Here is a 17518-nt window from a genome sequence, read left to right as displayed (position 1 = left end):
ACGCCAAAGGCATACGTTCGACACCGTACGCGTCGTCGATCACTGGCCGCCTTCACCCTGCGACTTCCACTCGAACACATGGCCTTCGACGACCAGTTGACGCTTTGCCAGGGTGAAGGACCTCTTCCCGATCCGCGCCCTGCGGCAGCGACAGGCTCCCTCGCTGGTTGCACCCGCCGACGGGGGGCCGCTTCGTTCACCGTACGAAGCCGCCCGATTACCCGCCCCGTAGCGCACGAAAAGGCCCTCCCGGCGATGTTCCGCCGGAAGGGCCCCTTCTGTGCTATAGGTGCTACAGGCTCAGGATCACGCGCCCGTCGCGCTGCCCGCGACCCACGCGTTCCAGTCCATGTTCCAGCCGTTGAGGCCGTTGTCCGGAGCGATCTTCTTGTCGTTCGAGTTCTTGACCTCGACGACGTCACCCAGCTGCGAGTTCTCGAAGAACCACGCGCCCGACGTCGACGGGTCGTCGGCGCCCTGCTTGTCCGCGAGACCGATGCAGCCGTGGCTGGTGTTCACCGAGCCGAAGATGCCGCTGCCCCAGTAGTTGCCGTGGATGAACGTGCCCGACGTGGACAGGCGCATCGCGTGCGGCACGTCCTTGATGTCGTACTCGCCCTTGCCGTCGCCCTTGGTGAAGCCGACGGTCGAGCCGTCCATCCGGGTCTCCTTGAACTTCTCGGAGATCACCATCTTGCCGTTGTACGTCGGGTTCTCGGGGCTGCCCGCGGAGATCGGGATGGTCTTGATGGTCTTGCCGTCGCGGACCACCGTCATCTGGTGGGTCTTGACGTCGACCGTGGAGACCTGGGCGTGGCCGATCTTGAACTTGACCGTCTTCTTCTGCACGCCCTTGATGCCCGGCGCGCCCTCCACCCCGTCGAGGTCCAGCTTCAGGGTGACGTCGGAGTTGGCCTTCCAGTACTCCTGCGGGCGGAAGTCGATCCGCTGGTCACCGAACCAGTGACCGACGACCTTCTGGCCGCTGGTGGAGTTGACCGTGATGGCCGACTGGACGGCCTTGCGGTCCTTGATCGGCTTGTCGAAGTTGATCGACACGGGCATGCCGGCGCCGACGGTCGAGCCGTCCTCCGGCGTGAAGGAGCCGATGAAGCTGTTGGCCGGCGAGACGGTGGAGAAGGAGGAGTGCTCGGTCGCCTTGCGGCCCTCGGAGTCCTTGGCCTCCGCGACGACCTTGTACTTGGTCGACCGCTCGAGCTGCTTCGCGGGCTTCCACGACTTCTTGTCCGGCGATATTGAACCCTCGACCGGGGTGCCCTTTTCGGTCGTCATCTTGACGCTCGTGAGCTCGCCGTCACTGACGGTGACCTGGGTCGCATCGCCGGTGATGCCGGCGTTGGTGGTCCCGCCCTTCGGCGTGATCTTGATCTGCGCCTTGGACGCGTCCTTGGCAGCAGCGGCGTCGACCTGGTTCTGCGACTTGCCGGAGCCGCCGCTCTTGGCGTCGTCGTCGCCTCCGCCGCACGCGGCGAGAGTCAGTACACCGCCGAGCACGGCGGCCGCGGCCACCAGGCTCTTGCGGCGCTTGCCGTACGTCATCACACGCTTCTCCATTGCTCCTGGACCCCGAAATCCCGAGCCGAATCGTGGGGCAACACGTATCCCGGCTACTGCTTAAGGAACGCCTGCACCGTTTCGTCCGTTCCACACCTCGGGAAAGTGTGGGCAAGACCACGCGGAACCACGCCAGTAAAGACCCTCCGGCGCCCAACGGGGAAACCGGTGAGGCCGATCCGGACGGTGTCCACGCGGACAGGTCGGTGGGGGCCACGACTTCCCCCGGATCCATCTGTATCACTAACATCGGGTCAGTCGGGATTCACACAAGATCCACGACCCCCAACTCTTCGTCACTTCAAGGGGGATCATCCCGTGACCGCACGCCGACCGCTGCTGACCGCCGTCGCCGCCGGTTCGCTGCTGTGTGCGGTGTGGTTCGTACCGACCGCCAATGCGACGGCAGAACGTTCCACCCACGCTTCCGCGGCCCCGCAGGACCGCGCCGCGTCGGCGCCCCGGCACTCCACCGGTTCATCCGCCTCCGGCACCGTCGCCGGTGGCGAACAGCTCGCCCTCGCGAAGACGGGCGGCTTCGACACCACCCCGTACGTCGTCGGCGGTATCGCCTTCGTCGGCGCGGGTGGCGCCCTGGTCACCGTCGCCGTACGCAGATCGCGCCAGGCGGTTCGGTAGCTTCGTTCGACATCTCCATTCGACCGCGGAACACCTCCGGGGCGAAAGAGTCGAAAGGCCCTGCCGGGCGGGGGCCGGGGGCCCCTCACCCCGGCAGGGCCGGGTCAAGCAAAGGTAAAGCCGCAGGTCGCTGGGGGCGCGCTAGGCCAGCGGGCCCGTCACCGTCTCCGCCGCCTCGACGAGCTTCCCCGCACGGACGAACGCGTCGGCCGCCGCCAGGTCGGGCGCGAGGAAACGGTCCTCTCCCGGGCCCTCGACCCCCGCCGCGCGCACGGCGCGCAGCACCGCCCGCGTGGCGGGCGCGGGCTCCAGGCCCTCGCGCAGCTCGATCGCGCGGGTCGCGGCGACCAGCTCGACGGCGACGATCTTGGACAGGGCGTCAACGGCCGTACGCAGCTTGCGTGCCGCGGACCAGCCCATGGAGACGTGGTCCTCCTGCATCGCGGAGGAGGGGATCGAGTCCGCGGAGGCGGGGACGGCCAGCCGCTTCATCTCGCTGACCAGGGCGGCCTGCGTGTACTGGGCGATCATCAGGCCCGAGTCGACGCCCGGGTCGCCCGCCAGGAACGGCGGCAGGCCGTGCGAGCGGTTCTTGTCCAGCAGCCGGTCCGTGCGGCGCTCGGCGATGGAGCCGAGGTCGGCGGCGGCGATGGCGAGGAAGTCCAGGACGTACGCGACGGGGGCGCCGTGGAAGTTGCCGTTGGACTCCACGCGGCCGTCGGGCAGCACCACGGGGTTGTCGACGGCGGCGGCCAGCTCGCGGTCGGCGACCAGCCGGGCGTGCGCGAGGGTGTCCCGGCCCGCGCCCGCGACCTGCGGGGCACAGCGGATCGAGTACGCGTCCTGGACGCGCGGCGCGTCGTCCTGGTGGTGCCCGGTCAGCCCCGAACCGGCCAGCACACGGAGCATGTTGTCGGCGCTGGAGCCCTGGCCGGGGTGCGGGCGGATGGCGTGCAGCTCGGGGGCGAGGACCTTCTCGGAACCGAGCAGGGCCTCCAGCGAGAGCGCGGCGGTGATGTCGGCGGAGGTGACCAGGCGGGCGAGGTCCGCGCAGGCCATGACCAGCATGCCGAGCATGCCGTCGGTGCCGTTGAGGAGCGCGAGGCCCTCCTTCTCCCGCAGCTCGACCGGCTCGATGCCGTGCGCGGCGAGGAGCTCGGCGGCCGGGCGCAGCACCCCGTCGGGGCCCTCGGCGTCACCCTCACCCATGAGGGTGAGCGCACAGTGGGAGAGCGGCGCGAGGTCACCGGAACAGCCGAGGGAGCCGTATTCGTGGACGACCGGGGTGATGCCGGCGTTGAGGATCGCGGCCATGGTCTGGACAACGAGGGGGCGGACGCCCGTATGGCCGGAGGCCAGGGTCTTCAGCCGCAGGAACATCAGCGCCCGGACGACCTCGCGCTCCACGCGCGGGCCCATGCCGGCGGCGTGCGAGCGCACGATGTTGCGCTGGAGCTGGGCGCGCAGGTCGGGGCTGATGTGACGGACGGCGAGGGCACCGAAGCCGGTGGAGACGCCGTAGACGGGGTCGGGCTTGGCGGCCAGATCGTCGATGATCTGCCGCGCCGCGGCGACGGCCTCGATCGCCTCGTCCGATACGACGACCCGGGCGCCGTCGCGCGCCACGGCGATCACGTCCTCCGCGGTCGTCCCGGCCGTCCCCACCACCACAGTGTGCATATCCATATTCAGGCACCCTAGAGACTGAATCGCTTACTGTCACTAGGTCTCGGCCAATCCCTCGCCGGGGCCCCGACGAGGGCGTTTGCGTGCCCTGACGCCTCCACTCCGTAACAACGCCAGGCGGTGGCTCCGGCATGCCCGGCGCCCACGCGGCACTCCGGCGCTGGTGGCAGCCCCGTCACGGTCTGCGGCCCCGGAAGCGGCGGCGCTCGGCCTGCGGGGGCGCGGGCGGGCGGTCGGCGAGGCGGACGACCGGGTCCTCAGGGCCGCCCTCGCGGCCCGCGACGACCGGTTTCAGCTCGCGGGCCGCCTTCGCGCGGTACTGGGCCGCGTCCGCGAGACGGAAGAGGCGGCGGGCGGAGCGCACGTCCCCGATCGGGTCGCCCGTCGAGGCGATCCCGCAGGCCACCCCCTCGCCGAACTCCAACTCCGCCGCCCGGCGGCACAGTTCCTCGGCCACCCGCACCACGTCGTCCGCCGGGTGGCCCACCGTCAGAAGACAGAACTCGTCACCGCCGAGCCGCGCCGCCAGCGCCCCCGGAAGCTTCGCCCCGCACAGCGACAGCACCGAGCCGAACCGTTCCAGCAGCCGGTCGCCCACCGCGTGGCCCAGCGTGTCGTTGACCCGTTTCAGCCCGTTCAGATCGCACACCACCAGGCTGACGACCACACCGTCCGCCAGGTGCCGCTCCACGGCCTCGTCGAGCCGCGCGTCGACCGCCCGGCGGTTGGCGAGACCGGTCAGGGGATCGGTGAAGGCGAGCTTGCGGACCTCCTCCAGCCGTTCGGTCTGCGCGATCCCCGCCGCCGCCACGGCGGCCAGGACGGTCGCGAAATCGGCGTCCGCGCGGTCGAACGCGGGCACGCCCGGCGGGCGTGCCACATACAGCTCGCCCCACGCCCGCCCGTGCAGCACGATCGGGGCGACGACACAGCTGCCGCGCCCCCGCCGCCGCAGGCCGTGCGCCCGTCCGGGACCGTACGTACCGAAGCCGCCGGCCGCCTCTTCCGGGGCCTCGGCGGTCTCCACCCAGGCGTGCGGCTCGCCGCCGCCCACCCATTCGTCGTGCAGGAACTCCGCGATCTCCGGGAAGTCGTGCACGGGGTAGGACTCGTCGACCGGGAACCGCTCCTCGCCCTCGGCCCGCTCACCGGCGTTCACCAGCACCCGCAGCCGCCCGCGGGCCCGCTCCCACGCGGAGACGGCCGCGAACGTGCCCTCCAGGGCACGCCGCGCGCCCTCGGCCGCGGCGTCGACGGTTTCCAGCGGGGTGCGCGCCGCCGCCATCGCCTGCGCCAGTTCCACCACGGCGCGCAGCCGGCCGTCGCACTCCCCGTCACCTGCCACCCGAGCCTCACAATCCGTCGCCGTGTGCAGCCTCGCACTCCAGCGTAAGAATTGTGGACCCGTTCTGCCCATTCCGCTTAGCCGCGAAGCCATCGGATATCTCCGACGTCGACGCTGATGAGCCGGGCTAAGGGCTTACTACTCGCCCGGCCAGTTCGGCGTCCGCTTCTCGTTGAACGCGGCCACGCCCTCGGCCCGGTCACCGGAGAAGGCCACGGACCGCCATGCCGCGTCCTCGACCTCCAGCCCCGCCCGCAGGTCCAGCCCGTGCCCGAGCCGCAGCGCCCGCTTCGCGGCCCGCAGCCCCACGGGCGAGTTGGCGGCCATCCGGTGCGCGAGCGCCAGCGCCTCCGTGCGGTCCTGGCCCTCGGGGACGAGCTGGTCCACCAGGCCCAACTCCCGCGCCTCCTCGGCCGGCACGCGCCGCGCGGAGAAGATCAGCTCGGCGGCGCGGGCGGCACCCACCCGGCGCGGCAGCAGCTGCGTCCCGCCGCCGCCGGGGATCACCCCCACGGACACCTCGGGCAGGCCCACCACGGCCGTACGGTCCGCCACGATCACATCGCAGGACAGCGCCAGCTCGAAGCCGCCCCCGAGGGCGAAGCCGTGCACGGCCGCGATGGCCGGTACGGGCAGCTCCAGGACGCCGGTGTAGGCGGCACGGGCGTGCGGGCGCTGGCGCCCCAGGTCGGCGTCGGAGAAGGAATTGCGCTCCTTGAGGTCCGCGCCGACACAGAAGGCCCGCTCGTGGGTGGAGGTGAGGACGACGACCCGGACGTCCGGGTCGGCGGCGAGGGCGGTGGTGGCCTCCGCGATCCGGCGGCCCATCTCCGTCGAGACGGCGTTCATGGCCTTGGGCCGGTCCAGGGCGAGCTCGGCGACGTGGCCGTGTTTGATGACGGCGACCCATTCGCCGAAGCGTTGCTCACTCATGTGATGACCTCCGCGGGGTTAACGACCGTGAACCTGTCGCGTTGGATCATCGCATCGGTGGGGGGTGTCCTCAATCGCCGGACGGGCTTGATTTTGCGGACCCGTCAAAGATGCCCTCAATCGCCGGGCAGGCTTGGTTTGCGGGCGGGCTTGATTCAGTTGCCCCTGCGCGTGAGCAGCCAGGGTTCGACCACTCCCAGGCCTCGGACCGGGCGTTGCCACATCGGCTGGAGGGCGAAGCGGTACTTCTCCACCTCCTCCGGGGACGCCGACGCCGCGGCCTCCGCCTCCGACTTCGGGGCGTCGCCGTTGCGCGCGAGCTCCTCCGCGAAGGCGCCGTCCACCAGCACCGCGTCCTTCGGCGCTATCGACGTCAGCCGGGACGCCAGGTTCACCGTCGTGCCGAAGACGTCGCCCATCCGGGTCGTGACCGTCCCCAGGGCGATGCCGACCCGCAGCTCGGGCATCGTCTCGTCATGGGTCAGGGTTTCGATCAGCCGCAGCCCGATCTCGGCGGCGGTGCCGGCGTCGTCCGCCGCGTAGAGCACCTCGTCTCCGAGGGTCTTGATCAGCCGGCCGCCGTGCGCCGCGACCAGGTCGGCGGCGGTCGTCTCGAAGGCCTCGACCAGCTCGCCCAGCTCCTCCTCCTCCAGACGGCGCGTCAGGCGGGTGAAGCCCACCAGGTCCGCGAAGCCGACCGCGAGCCGCCGGTCGACCATCTCCGCGTCGTCCTGGGCCTGGACGACACGGCCGGTGGCGGCGGCCAGCTGGCGCCGCCAGACGTAGATGAGGAACTCCTCCAGCTCCGGCAGCAACAGCTCGACCAGCGGATAGGTGATCTCCGTGCGGGTCATGCCCGGCTCCTGCGGCTCCGTCAGACCCTCCAGGAAGGAGTCGATCTGCCAGTCGGCGAGCCGTGCCGTGGTCTGCCCGGTGGACCGGGCGACCTGGACCGCCATGGGCTCGCTCAGCAGGCCCGCCTCGACCAGGCCCGCCAGCCGGCGCAGCGCGAGGACGTCCGCCTCGGTCAGGGCCTTGGCCTGGCCGATGTCGGCGAAGCCCATGGCGCGCCAGAAGCGGGAGGCCAGATCCATGGACACACCGGCCGCCCGCGCGGCCTGGAAGGGGGTGTAGCGGCGCTCGGCGCCGAGGATCAGCGCTTCCAGCCGGAGCGCGATGGGGTCCCCGCCCTCGTCGGCGGCGTCCCCCTCCACGCCCCGGTGCGGTGCGTCCTTGTGCGAGGCGTCCCGGTCCGACCGGCCGGCCGACGCGTCGGCCCCGCGCGCACCACTGCTGTCCTCCCCCGTAGCCCTGACGGCACGGGAGGTGCCCCCATCGTCGGCGGTCACCGCCCGCCCCCTGTCCGATCCGTGCGCACTGCCCTGCCGATCGCTGCTCGCCTAGGTTCTGGGCACAACGATACGGCAGGTGTGCCGTAGCTCACTCTCTTGACGGTATCGGCTCACTCTTCCCGCCCACTCTTCCGGCCCCTCTTCGGCCCGCCCCGGTGAAGCACTCGGGCCCACTCGCGGCGCGCGGTTCACTCCTCCGGCCGCGCCGGGCGCAGATGGACGATGTCGCCCGCGCCGACCGGTTCCTGCACACCGTCCTCCGTCGCGAGCACCAGCCGGCCGTCGCCGTCCACGGCCACCGCCTCCCCGAGCAGCTCGCGTCCGCCGGGCAGTTCGGCCCGTACGGTCCGGCCGAGCGTCGCGCACCCGGCCGCGTACGCCTCCTGCAGCCGGCACGCCCCCGGGTCGCCCCCGGCGCGCCGCCACTCGCCGTACCACTCCTCGACCGAGCGCAGCACGGCCCGCAGCAGCGGATCGCGGTCCAGCACCTTCGCCCCGGCGAGCGCCAGCGAACCCGCGGTGGGCACCGGAAGTTCGTCGGCGCGCAGCGAGACATTGAGGCCGATGCCGATGACCACGCTGTCGCCGGTCCGCTCGGCGAGGATGCCGCCCGCCTTGCGCTCGGCACCCTCGACGTCGATGAGCAGGTCGTTGGGCCACTTCAGCGCCATGTCGACGCCCGCCGCACGGGCCAGCGCCGTCGCCGTCGCGACACCGGTGAGCAGCGGCAGCCAGCCCCACCGCTCGGCCGGTACGTCCGGGCCGGGGGTGAGCAGGAAGGAGAAGAACAGCCCGGAGCGGGGCGGTGCCGACCAGGTGCGGTCGAGCCGGCCGCGCCCGGCGGTCTGCTCCTCGGCGACGAGCACCGCGCCCTCGGTGCCGCCGGAGGCGACGAGGTCCGAGTTGGTGGACCCGGTGGTCGTGACCACGTCCACGGACGTCCACAGCCCGTCGGGGCGCAGCAGGCCACGCCGCAGGGACGTGGTGTTGAGCGGGGGGCGGCCGAGGTCGGACCAGGGGTTGCCGGAAGCGTCGGAGGGCGTCATAACAGCCACCATAGGAGGGAAACCACAGCGAACCGGTGTGGCCAACGACGCACTTCCGCAGCGCAGCCGCGCCGATACGCTACGAACCGGTAGCCAGTCGGTAGCCAGTGACCCCCGCCCCTCAGGACGAGCAGGAGCCGCATCCCGATGTCCGAGCCAGACACCAGTGGAATCGACGGTATCGACATCCACACCACCGCCGGGAAGCTCGCGGATCTTCAGCGCCGGATCGATGAGGCCACTCACGCCGGCTCCGCGCGGGCGGTGGAAAAGCAGCACGCCAAGGGCAAGTTGACGGCACGCGAGCGCATCGAGCTGCTGCTGGACGAGGGCTCGTTCGTCGAGCTGGACGAGTTCGCCCGGCACCGGTCGACCAACTTCGGCATCGAGAACAACCGCCCGTACGGCGACGGCGTCGTCACCGGTTACGGCACGGTCGACGGCCGTACGGTCTGTGTGTACTCGCAGGACTTCACCATTTTCGGCGGTTCGCTCGGTGAGGTCTACGGCGAGAAGATCGTCAAGGTGATGGACTTCGCCCTGAAGACCGGCTGCCCGGTCGTCGGCATCAACGACGGTGGCGGCGCCCGGATCCAGGAGGGCGTGGTGGCCCTCGGACTGTTTGCCGAGATTTTCCGTCGAAACGTCCACGGCTCGGGTGTCATCCCGCAGATTTCCCTGATCGTCGGCCCCTGCGCGGGCGGCGCGGTGTACTCCCCCGCGATCACCGACTTCACCGTGATGGTCGACCAGACCTCGCACATGTTCATCACCGGCCCCGACGTCATCAAGACGGTCACCGGCGAGGACGTCGGCTTCGAGGAGCTGGGCGGCGCCCGGACGCACAACACCACCTCGGGCGTGGCGCACCACATGGCGGGGGACGAGAAGGACGCCATCGACTACGTCAAGGCGCTGCTGTCCTACCTGCCCTCCAACAACCTCTCCGAGCCCCCGGCCTACCCCGAGGAGGCCGATCTGGAGATCTCGGAGACCGACCGCGAGCTGGACGCGCTCATCCCGGACTCGGCGAACCAGCCGTACGACATGCACACGGCGATCGAGCACGTGCTGGACGACGGCGAGTTCCTGGAGACGCAGGCGCTCTTCGCGCCGAACATCATCACCGGCTTCGGCCGGGTCGAGGGTCACCCCGTCGGCATCGTCGCCAACCAGCCGATGCAGTTCGCCGGCTGCCTCGACATCAACGCGAGCGAGAAGGCCGCGCGCTTCGTGCGCACCTGCGACGCCTTCAACGTCCCGGTGCTGACCTTCGTGGACGTCCCCGGCTTCCTGCCGGGCACCGACCAGGAGTACAACGGCATCATCCGGCGCGGCGCCAAGCTGATCTACGCCTACGCGGAGGCGACGGTCCCGCTGATCACCGTCATCACCCGCAAGGCGTTCGGCGGCGCGTACGACGTCATGGGCTCCAAGCACCTGGGCGCGGACCTGAACCTCGCCTGGCCCACCGCGCAGATCGCCGTGATGGGCGCCCAGGGCGCGGTCAACATCCTGCACCGCCGCACGATCGCCGCGGCGCCGGAGGTGGAGCGGGAGGCGCTGCGCGCCAAGCTGATCGCGGACTACGAGGACGCGCTGCTCAACCCGTACGCGGCCGCCGAGCGCGGTTACGTCGACGCGGTGATCATGCCGTCCGAGACCCGCCGCCACATCGTGCGCGGTCTGCGGACGCTGCGTGACAAGCGCGAGACGCTCCCGCCGAAGAAGCACGGCAACATCCCGCTGTGAGCAGCCAACACCGCCGTCCTTTCGAGGAAGGGATCCACTCGTGATCAAGGTCGTACGGGGCAACCCCACCCCGGAGGAGCTGGCCGCCGCACTGGCGGTGGTCCAGGCCCGCGCGGCGGCCCGCGCCGCCGCCGCGCCGGAGGGCGAGGCCCGGCCGGAGTGGGCCGCCCCGGCCCGCCTGGTCGCATCCCGCCGCACCCCCCACCCGGGCCCCAGGGCGTGGCGGACCACGTACTGGCCCGCGTAGTCCTCCCGCCCGGCGCGGCTGAGTACGGGTACTCAGGCGCGCCGGGCATTCCGGGCGGACCATGGACAGCATGCTCTGGTCCGACCCGTCCGACGAACCGCCCGAGGAGCTGCGCGAGGCGCAGGCCATGCTCCGGAGGGCGGGTGTCGTCCTCGCGGTCGGCATGGTGATCCTCTTCTTCATGCTCGGCGTGGCCTGATCGTGGGCTGACGCACACCGGGCCGCCGCAGGGGTCACAGCGGACACACAGGTGCATTCCACCTGCAACCAAAACCTCCCCATTGGCATCACTACCAGTGATATGCCGCGAACCGGGGAGTGCGTCGAACCATGAACAGGCCCGTACGCCACATAGCGATATTCGTCGGGGTGCTGGTGTTCGCCCTGCTCGCCCAGGCCACCTGGGTGCAGTTCGCACGCAACGGCGAGCTCTCGAACCACGAGAAGAACCACCGGGTGACCATCGCCCGGTTCGCCCAGCCGCGCGGCAGCATCATCGTCGGCGGCCAGCCCATCACCGGTTCCATCGCGACCGACGGCGACCTGAAGTACAAGCGCACGTTCAAGGACGGCGCGATGTACGCCCCCGTCACCGGTTTCTCCTCGCAGGGCTACGGCAACACGTTCCTGGAAGGCGTCAACGACAAGCTGCTCAGCGGCAAGGACGACCGGCTCTTCTTCCAGCACACCAGTGACATGCTCACGGGCAAGAAGTCCCGCGGCGGCGATGTGGTGACGACCATCGACCCCAAGGCGCAGAAGGCCGCCTACGAGGGCCTCGGCAAGTACAAGGGCGCGGTCGTCGCGCTCGACCCGCGCACCGGCAAGATCCTCGCCCTGGCCTCCACCCCGTCCTACGACCCGTCGCTCATCGCCGGGCAGTCCGCCAAGGACAAGGCGGAGTGGAAGAAGCTCCAGGACGACAAGGACAAGCCGATGAACAACCGGGCGCTGCGCGAGCGGTTCCCCCCGGGCTCGACGTTCAAGATCCTCACCGCGGCGGCGGCGCTGGAGCACGGGCTGGTTTCGGACATCGACGCCAAGGGCGACGCCCCGGCCCCGTACCAGCTGCCCGACAGCACCACGAAGATCGGCAACGACATCAAGACCGCGCCCTGCGACAAGGCCTCGCTCAAGACCGGTCTGCAGTGGTCGTGCAACAACGTCTTCCTCGACCTCGCGGCCAAGCTGGGCAAGGACAAGATGCGGGAGACGGCGGAGAAGTTCGGCTTCAACTCCGAGGTGTTCACCCCGGTGCGGGCCAGCGAGAGCCTCTACCCCAAGAAGCTCGACCGTCCGCAGACCGCGCTGACCGGCATGGGCCAGGGCAGCCTGGACAGCACGCCGCTGCAGATCGCGATGATGACCGCCGGCCTCGCCAACGACGGCAAGGTGATGAAGCCCTACATGGTCGAGGAGCTGCGCGGCCCCGATCTGTCCGTCCTGGAGAAGCACGAGCCCGAGGTCCTGAACCAGGCCGTCTCCGCCGAGACCGCCAAGAAGGTCCAGGCGATGATGGAGAACACCGCCGAGAACGGCACCGGCAAGAAGGCGCTCATCGACGGCGTCACGGTCGGCGCGAAGACCGGCACCGCGCAGCACGGCGTGAACAACGAGAAGCTGCCGTACGCCTGGTTCGTCTCCTACGCCAAGCAGGGCGACGGTTCGCCGGTCGCCGTCGCCGTGTTCATCGACCCCGAGGGCTCGGGCATCGACCGCGAGGAGATCTCCGGTGGCGGGCTCGCGGGCCCCATCGCGAAGAAGGTCATGGAGTCGGTGCTCAAGAAGTAACAGACCCTGTCGCAAAGGGCGTTCGAACGGCCGTCATCTACCCACCAAACACCCACCGAAGGAAAATCGTACGATCTTCGGACTTAACTGAGAGGTAATCACTCCGCCCCTGCGATGACACCTCGTGTGGCTAGAATCGATCTCCACAGTCACTCGAACGAGGGAAGGGGGATGTGATGCGCCACCGGTCCGCCGGCTTCGTCGGCACGCTCCTCACCCTCCTCCTGTCTCTGTTACTGCTCGCCCAGGCGGCGCCGTGCGGGGAACCCGCGATGGCGCCGTCGTCGGCCTCCTACGCGGCTCAGGCCGCCGAGACCGACCGCCTCCACACCGACGAACGCGGCGACGACGATCAGGTCCGTCGCGGCCGGGTCCCCAGTGGCACCGGCGTCATGTCGCAGCTCAAACAGCGGCCCACCCCCACCGCGCCCACCGGGAACTCCCCGGACGCCGCGCGCGTTGGAACGGGTGCGGGGCAGCCCGATTGGCGGATGCCCGCGTCAGCTCGCGGATCCAGCCATCAACTCTCCACCGTGTTCCAGGTGTTCCGGCACTGAGCGTGCCCAGGCACTGAGCACGGCGGCTTCGCCGACTTCTCGGCCGCACCGATCTCTTCGGTGCTTCACACCCATATCCACATAAGTCCATACGAGACGTACCGACGACGCAACGTCTTCGATGTCCGACCGACAACGACGACCTCCAGGAGGTCAGCCGTTCATGCAGTCCCTCATCGACCACGCCCGCGCCTTTTCGACCCGCGCGCCTCAATCCACCGGGGAACTCAGCAGCCTTGAGCTGGGCCAGTCCCCCGAAGCACTGTTCATCACCTGTTCCGATTCCCGTGTCGTGCCGACACTCATCACCGGGACCCGACCCGGAGATCTGTTCGAACTTCGTACAGCGGGCAACATAGTCCCCGAATACAACACCGAACACCCCTCCGGCGAAATGGCCACCATCGAGTACGCGGTTTCGGTCCTCGGCGTCCGCGACATCATCGTCTGCGGGCACTCCCACTGCGGCGCCGTGGGCGCCCTGGTGCGCGACGAGGACCTCACCCAGCTGCCCGCCGTCCACGGCTGGCTGCAGCGCGGGGCATCGGCCGAGCTGAAGGAACCGGGCACCGGCACCGACGGCCCCGACGTGGCCGAGCCCGTGCAGCGGCACGCGCTCGACCAGCTCGAACGGCTGCGCGCCTACCCCTGCGTGGCCGAGCGACTCGCCAAGGGCGAACTCGGGCTGCACGCCTGGTACTACGAGGTCCACACCGGGGCCGTCCTCGCCCACCAGTCCGCTGGCGACGAAGCCGAGTTCCTGCCCCTGTGAACCGCCGGCGGTGATCCGCGGCATCGGATCACCGCAGCTCGCCTTCCCCACCTACGTGAGGAATCCATGCAATCCAGATTCCGTCCCGCAGATCTGCGGCGGGACTTCACCGCTTCACTCGTCGTCTTCCTCGTGGCCGTCCCGCTGTGCGTCGGCGTCGCCGTCGCCTCGGGGGTGCCCGCCGAACTCGGCTTGGTCACCGGCATCGTCGGCGGCCTCGTCGTCGGCCTGCTGCCCGGCAGCTCCTTGCAGGTCAGCGGACCGGCCGCCGGTCTGACCGTACTCGTCTACGAGGCCGTCCAGACCCATGGTCTGGGCACCCTCGGGGTGATCGTCCTCGCCTCCGGCGCCATCCAACTCGCCCTCGGATTCCTGGGGTTCGGGCGCTGGTTCCGGGCCATCTCCGTCGCCGTCGTCCAGGGCATGCTGGCCGGCATCGGGCTCGTCCTGATCCTCGGCCAGTCCTACGCGATGGCCGGACTCAAGGCCCCCAGCAGCGGGCTGGACAAGATCGCCGGGCTCCCCGGCCTCGTCGGCGACATCGCCGCCGACCGGGACGCCCTGTCCGCCTTCGCCCTGGGCGCCGGGACCATCGCCGTCCTGGTGCTCTGGAAGAAGCTGCCCGCGCGGATCTCGGGCATCGTGCCCGCCCCGCTGGTGGCGGTGGCACTCGCCACGGCCGCCACGGCCCTGTTCTCCCTGCCCGTCGCCAAGGTCGAGGTGAAGGGCCTGCTGGAAGCCATCCAGCCGCCCGGCGTCGACGCCTTCTCCGAACTGGGCAATGTGGCCCTGCTCGGCACGATCCTGGCGTTCACCCTCATCGCCTCCGCCGAAAGCCTGTTCAGCGCCGCGGCGGTGGACCGGATGCACGACGGACCGCGTACCGACTACGACAAGGAGCTGATGGCCCAGGGCGCGGGCAACGCCGTCTGCGGGCTGCTCGGCGCACTGCCGATGACCGCGGTCATCGTGCGCAGCGCGGCCAACGTCCAGGCGGGCGCCCGTACCAAGGCCTCGCGCGTCCTGCACGGCGTGTGGCTGCTGCTGTTCGCGGCACTGCTCCCGGCGGCGCTCGGTGTGATCCCGATCGCGGCCCTCGCGGGTGTGCTGGTGCACGCGGGCTGCAAGCTCGTCCCGGTCCGTGAGCTGGTTCCGCTGTGGCGCGAGCACCGCGGCGAGGCCGTGGTGCTGGCGGTCACCGCCATCGCCATCGTCACGACGAACATGTTCGAGGGCGTCCTGATCGGTCTGCTGCTCGCGGTCGCCAAGACGGCGTGGACGATCTCGCACATCCAGATGAACGTCAAGGACGACGACGAGAAGGGCCCCATCCACGTCCGGCTCACCGGCAACGCCACGTTCCTGCGGCTGCCGCACATGCTCGACACCCTCGAAGCGCTGCCGAAGGACCGGCCGATCGAACTCGACCTGTCCGGGCTGCGGCACCTCGACCACGCGTGCCTGACCGCCCTGACGAACTGGGCGGACCGGCACAACGAGGAGGGCACGGACCCGGTCCGGATGAGCGGGAAGGTGGCCTCGGCCGTCGGCTGAGCCACCAGGAGGCGGCGGACCTCTTAGGCTGGCCCGTATGAACGACAGCCCCGAGCGCCGCCGCCTCGTCCTCGCCTCCCAGTCCCCCGCCCGACTCGGCCTGCTGCGCCAGGCCGGGCTCGCGCCCGAGGTGATCGTCAGCGGTGTGGACGAGGACGCGATCACCGCGGCGACCCCCGCCGAGCTGGCGCGGGTGCTCGCCGAGGCGAAGGCCGCGGCCGTGGCCGCGCGGGCGGAGGCGGCCGGGGCACTCGTCATCGGCTGCGACTCGGTGCTGGAGCTGGACGGCGAGGCCCTCGGCAAGCCCCGCGACGCCGAGGACGCCACCGCCCGCTGGAAGTCGATGCGTGGCCGGTCCGGAGTGCTCCGGACCGGCCACTGCGTCATCGACACGGCCACCGGCCGTCAGGTCTCCGCCACCGCCTCCACCACGGTCCGCTTCGGCGAGCCGAGCGACGCCGAGATCGCCGCGTACGTGGCCTCCGGCGAGCCCCTGCACGTGGCGGGCGCGTTCACCCTCGACGGCCGGTCCGCGCCCTTCATCGAGGGCATCGACGGCGATCACGGCAACGTCATCGGTCTGTCGCTCCCCCTGCTCCGCACGCAGCTCGCCGAGCTGGGCGTCGTGATCACCGACCTGTGGGCCTGACGAACCGCTCCGGGGCGGGGCGCCCGCCGACCCGCCCTTGCGAGCGGCCCGGCCCTAGAGCGGCAGGATGCCGACCACCGGGGTCAGGACCCCGGTCACCTGGTTGAGCTGCCCCAGCTCGTTCAGCTTCTCGAGCTGCTGCAGCTTGCCGAGCTCGTCGGTGGCGCCCGGGTAGACGCTGGTCTGCGGATTGCCGTCCTTCGCCATGCCCGGCGGCGGGGTCACGACGTCGCCCGCCGTCGAGTTCGGCGGGGGCACGGGCGTGGGCACGGCGGACGCGGAGGCGGCGGTCATCGTGAGAGCGGCGCCGGCCAGAACGGCGGCGGCTGCAATGCGCTTGATCATGACTTCACCAACGATGTCGTGTCATCTCGGTCACCGACGCTTCGGCCACTCGGGGGCTCCTTCCGGGAAACCCCCATGGTGCTCCGCGGAGCTGGTAGAGAAGGCGGACCGGGCGGCGCCGGGGCCGGTCGTGCCAAGCTGGTGGGTCCGCCCGCCGAAGACTCGTGTCCACCGACGACCCTTCACCGAAGATCCGACCCACCCCCGAGGAGCCGTTCCGTCATGCCGCAGTCCGTCGACCGCGCTCTGGACGTGCTGGACGCCGTCGCCGCGTCCGACGGGCCGGTGCCCGCCAAGGCGCTCGCCCGGCAGCTGGGCTGCGGGCTGTCGACGGTCTACGACCTGCTCGGCACCCTCACCGCGCGCGGCCATCTGGTCCGCGGCTCCGGCGGCTACACCCTCGGCTATCGCGTCCCCTCCCTGCACAGCGCCTTCCAGCGGCAGATGCGGATGGACGAGCGGGTGCACGAGCTGCTCGCCCGGGTACGGCGGGCGGCCGGGGCGGACACCTACTTCAGCACCTACCGGGACGGGGACATCGCCGTCCTCGCCGGAGCGGCCGCCTCCCATCCGGCCACCGGGGGCTTCTCCGTCGGCCGCGACACCGACGGACACGCCACCGCCCACGGGAAGGTCCTGCTCGCCGCCCTCCCCCGGGCCGCCCGGCTGCGCTATCTCACGGACTCCGGAATGCGGGCCATCACCCCCCGCACCATCACCTCGCCGGAACGGCTGGATCTGGAGCTCCGACAGGTGCGCCGCAGCGGCGTCGCGGTGGAGGTGGAGGAATGCGCACCCGGCGTGGCCTGCATCGCGGTGCCCGTGCCGGGTGCGGGCACCGGTCCGGCGCAGGCCGTATCGGCGGCACTGCCACTGGCTGATTTCCATCGGCGCAGACACCAGGTGACCGAGGTGATGCGCCATGTCGCGGCAGAGGCCGGAAAGTTGGCCGACTCGGGGACACTACTGGTGGGTAAACCAACCGTTGAGGGGCCCGGAACCGTCTGAGGCCCACCCCAACGCCCCGGGCGAGAGCGCAAACTTTGTGTCACCCGTTCGTAGGGACTCCACAAAGAATCAGCACCGCCACTCCCGGGTACCCATCGAGACCTTGACCACATCGTCACGCGCGCAGCACTCCAGGAAACGCGGCGTACCGTGGGGGATCTGGGAACTTCAGTCCATAGGGCGCTTCCGTTTAACGCTCCGTGTGGGCAAGGTCACCCTGGAAGTCGGGTCGGCACAGAGTGTTGCCAGTACCTAAACTCACCTTGT

At 70.6% G+C, this 17518-nt stretch carries 17 protein-coding genes; 10 read left to right on the top strand and 7 right to left on the bottom strand.

All coding sequences use genetic code 11. The features are described from left to right. Positions 1-306: 306 nt before the first annotated feature. Positions 307-1575 carry an Ig-like domain-containing protein gene (locus AB8O64_RS22800; RefSeq protein ID WP_356450437.1) on the bottom strand — a complete coding sequence of 423 codons (1269 nt, stop codon included), beginning with the start codon at positions 1573-1575 and terminating at the stop codon, positions 307-309. Between the two features lie 318 nt (positions 1576-1893). On the opposite strand from AB8O64_RS22800, the gene AB8O64_RS22795 reads away from it, so the two are divergent. Further along, positions 1894-2214 (top strand): LPXTG cell wall anchor domain-containing protein, encoded by a 321-nt coding sequence (locus AB8O64_RS22795; RefSeq protein WP_370421022.1) that lies wholly within the window; start codon positions 1894-1896, stop codon positions 2212-2214. Positions 2215-2355: 141 nt separating this feature from the next. Here the strand turns inward: AB8O64_RS22795 and hutH are convergent, their stop codons facing one another. The 5 genes from hutH to AB8O64_RS22770 all read right to left on the bottom strand — a co-directional run bounded on the left by hutH (position 2356) and on the right by AB8O64_RS22770 (position 8576). Next, positions 2356-3894 carry a histidine ammonia-lyase gene (gene hutH, locus AB8O64_RS22790; RefSeq protein ID WP_370423938.1) on the bottom strand — a complete coding sequence of 513 codons (1539 nt, stop codon included), beginning with the start codon at positions 3892-3894 and terminating at the stop codon, positions 2356-2358. A gap of 181 nt (positions 3895-4075) precedes the next feature. Next, complete coding sequence (locus AB8O64_RS22785; protein ID WP_370423937.1) at positions 4076-5185, bottom strand: diguanylate cyclase domain-containing protein; 1110 nt, start codon at positions 5183-5185, stop codon at positions 4076-4078. A gap of 198 nt (positions 5186-5383) precedes the next feature. Continuing rightward, a complete protein-coding gene (locus tag AB8O64_RS22780) occupies positions 5384-6178 on the bottom strand; it encodes an enoyl-CoA hydratase/isomerase family protein (protein ID WP_370421021.1) in 795 nt (264 codons plus the stop codon). A gap of 155 nt (positions 6179-6333) precedes the next feature. Next, positions 6334-7527 carry an adenylate/guanylate cyclase domain-containing protein gene (locus tag AB8O64_RS22775; protein WP_370421020.1) on the bottom strand — a complete coding sequence of 398 codons (1194 nt, stop codon included), beginning with the start codon at positions 7525-7527 and terminating at the stop codon, positions 6334-6336. 191 nt (positions 7528-7718) lie between these two features. Then, entirely contained in the window at positions 7719-8576 is an 858-nt protein-coding gene (locus AB8O64_RS22770; RefSeq protein WP_370421019.1) for a biotin--[acetyl-CoA-carboxylase] ligase, read from the bottom strand. 147 nt (positions 8577-8723) lie between these two features. Between AB8O64_RS22770 and AB8O64_RS22765 the strand changes: the two genes are divergently transcribed. The 8 genes from AB8O64_RS22765 (at position 8724) to AB8O64_RS22730 (ending at position 15898) form a co-directional block, all read left to right on the top strand. Continuing rightward, positions 8724-10328: an acyl-CoA carboxylase subunit beta gene (locus tag AB8O64_RS22765; RefSeq protein ID WP_356450446.1), complete on the top strand. Its 1605-nt coding sequence runs from the start codon at positions 8724-8726 to the stop codon at positions 10326-10328. A 40-nt stretch (positions 10329-10368) separates the two neighbouring features. After that, on the top strand, positions 10369-10575 hold the full coding sequence (locus AB8O64_RS22760; RefSeq protein WP_370421017.1) for an acyl-CoA carboxylase epsilon subunit: 207 nt from the start codon (positions 10369-10371) through the stop codon (positions 10573-10575). Positions 10576-10645: 70 nt separating this feature from the next. After that, positions 10646-10774, top strand: a complete 129-nt coding sequence (gene mmpB, locus AB8O64_RS22755; protein ID WP_362220146.1) for a morphogenic membrane protein MmpB — start codon at positions 10646-10648, stop codon at positions 10772-10774. Positions 10775-10905: 131 nt separating this feature from the next. Then, complete coding sequence (locus tag AB8O64_RS22750) at positions 10906-12366, top strand: penicillin-binding transpeptidase domain-containing protein (RefSeq protein ID WP_365373253.1); 1461 nt, start codon at positions 10906-10908, stop codon at positions 12364-12366. 176 nt (positions 12367-12542) lie between these two features. Next, positions 12543-12923: a hypothetical protein gene (locus AB8O64_RS22745; protein ID WP_370421016.1), complete on the top strand. Its 381-nt coding sequence runs from the start codon at positions 12543-12545 to the stop codon at positions 12921-12923. A gap of 163 nt (positions 12924-13086) precedes the next feature. Continuing rightward, positions 13087-13695 (top strand): carbonic anhydrase, encoded by a 609-nt coding sequence (locus AB8O64_RS22740; protein WP_370421015.1) that lies wholly within the window; start codon positions 13087-13089, stop codon positions 13693-13695. 66 nt (positions 13696-13761) lie between these two features. After that, complete coding sequence (locus AB8O64_RS22735) at positions 13762-15249, top strand: SulP family inorganic anion transporter (RefSeq protein ID WP_370421014.1); 1488 nt, start codon at positions 13762-13764, stop codon at positions 15247-15249. 37 nt (positions 15250-15286) lie between these two features. After that, positions 15287-15898, top strand: a complete 612-nt coding sequence (locus AB8O64_RS22730) for a nucleoside triphosphate pyrophosphatase (protein ID WP_370421013.1) — start codon at positions 15287-15289, stop codon at positions 15896-15898. A 54-nt stretch (positions 15899-15952) separates the two neighbouring features. Here the strand turns inward: AB8O64_RS22730 and AB8O64_RS22725 are convergent, their stop codons facing one another. Next, entirely contained in the window at positions 15953-16243 is a 291-nt protein-coding gene (locus AB8O64_RS22725) for a hypothetical protein (RefSeq protein WP_370421011.1), read from the bottom strand. Between the two features lie 222 nt (positions 16244-16465). Between AB8O64_RS22725 and AB8O64_RS22720 the strand changes: the two genes are divergently transcribed. Continuing rightward, positions 16466-17251 (top strand): IclR family transcriptional regulator, encoded by a 786-nt coding sequence (locus AB8O64_RS22720; RefSeq protein WP_370421010.1) that lies wholly within the window; start codon positions 16466-16468, stop codon positions 17249-17251. Positions 17252-17518 lie beyond the last annotated feature (267 nt).

It is taken from the genome of Streptomyces sp. QH1-20, assembly GCF_041283565.1.
Taxonomy (GTDB): domain Bacteria; phylum Actinomycetota; class Actinomycetes; order Streptomycetales; family Streptomycetaceae; genus Streptomyces; species Streptomyces syringius.
The sequence above is the reverse complement of the archived record's forward strand: the minus strand, read 5'-3'. Positions and strand labels throughout refer to the sequence as shown.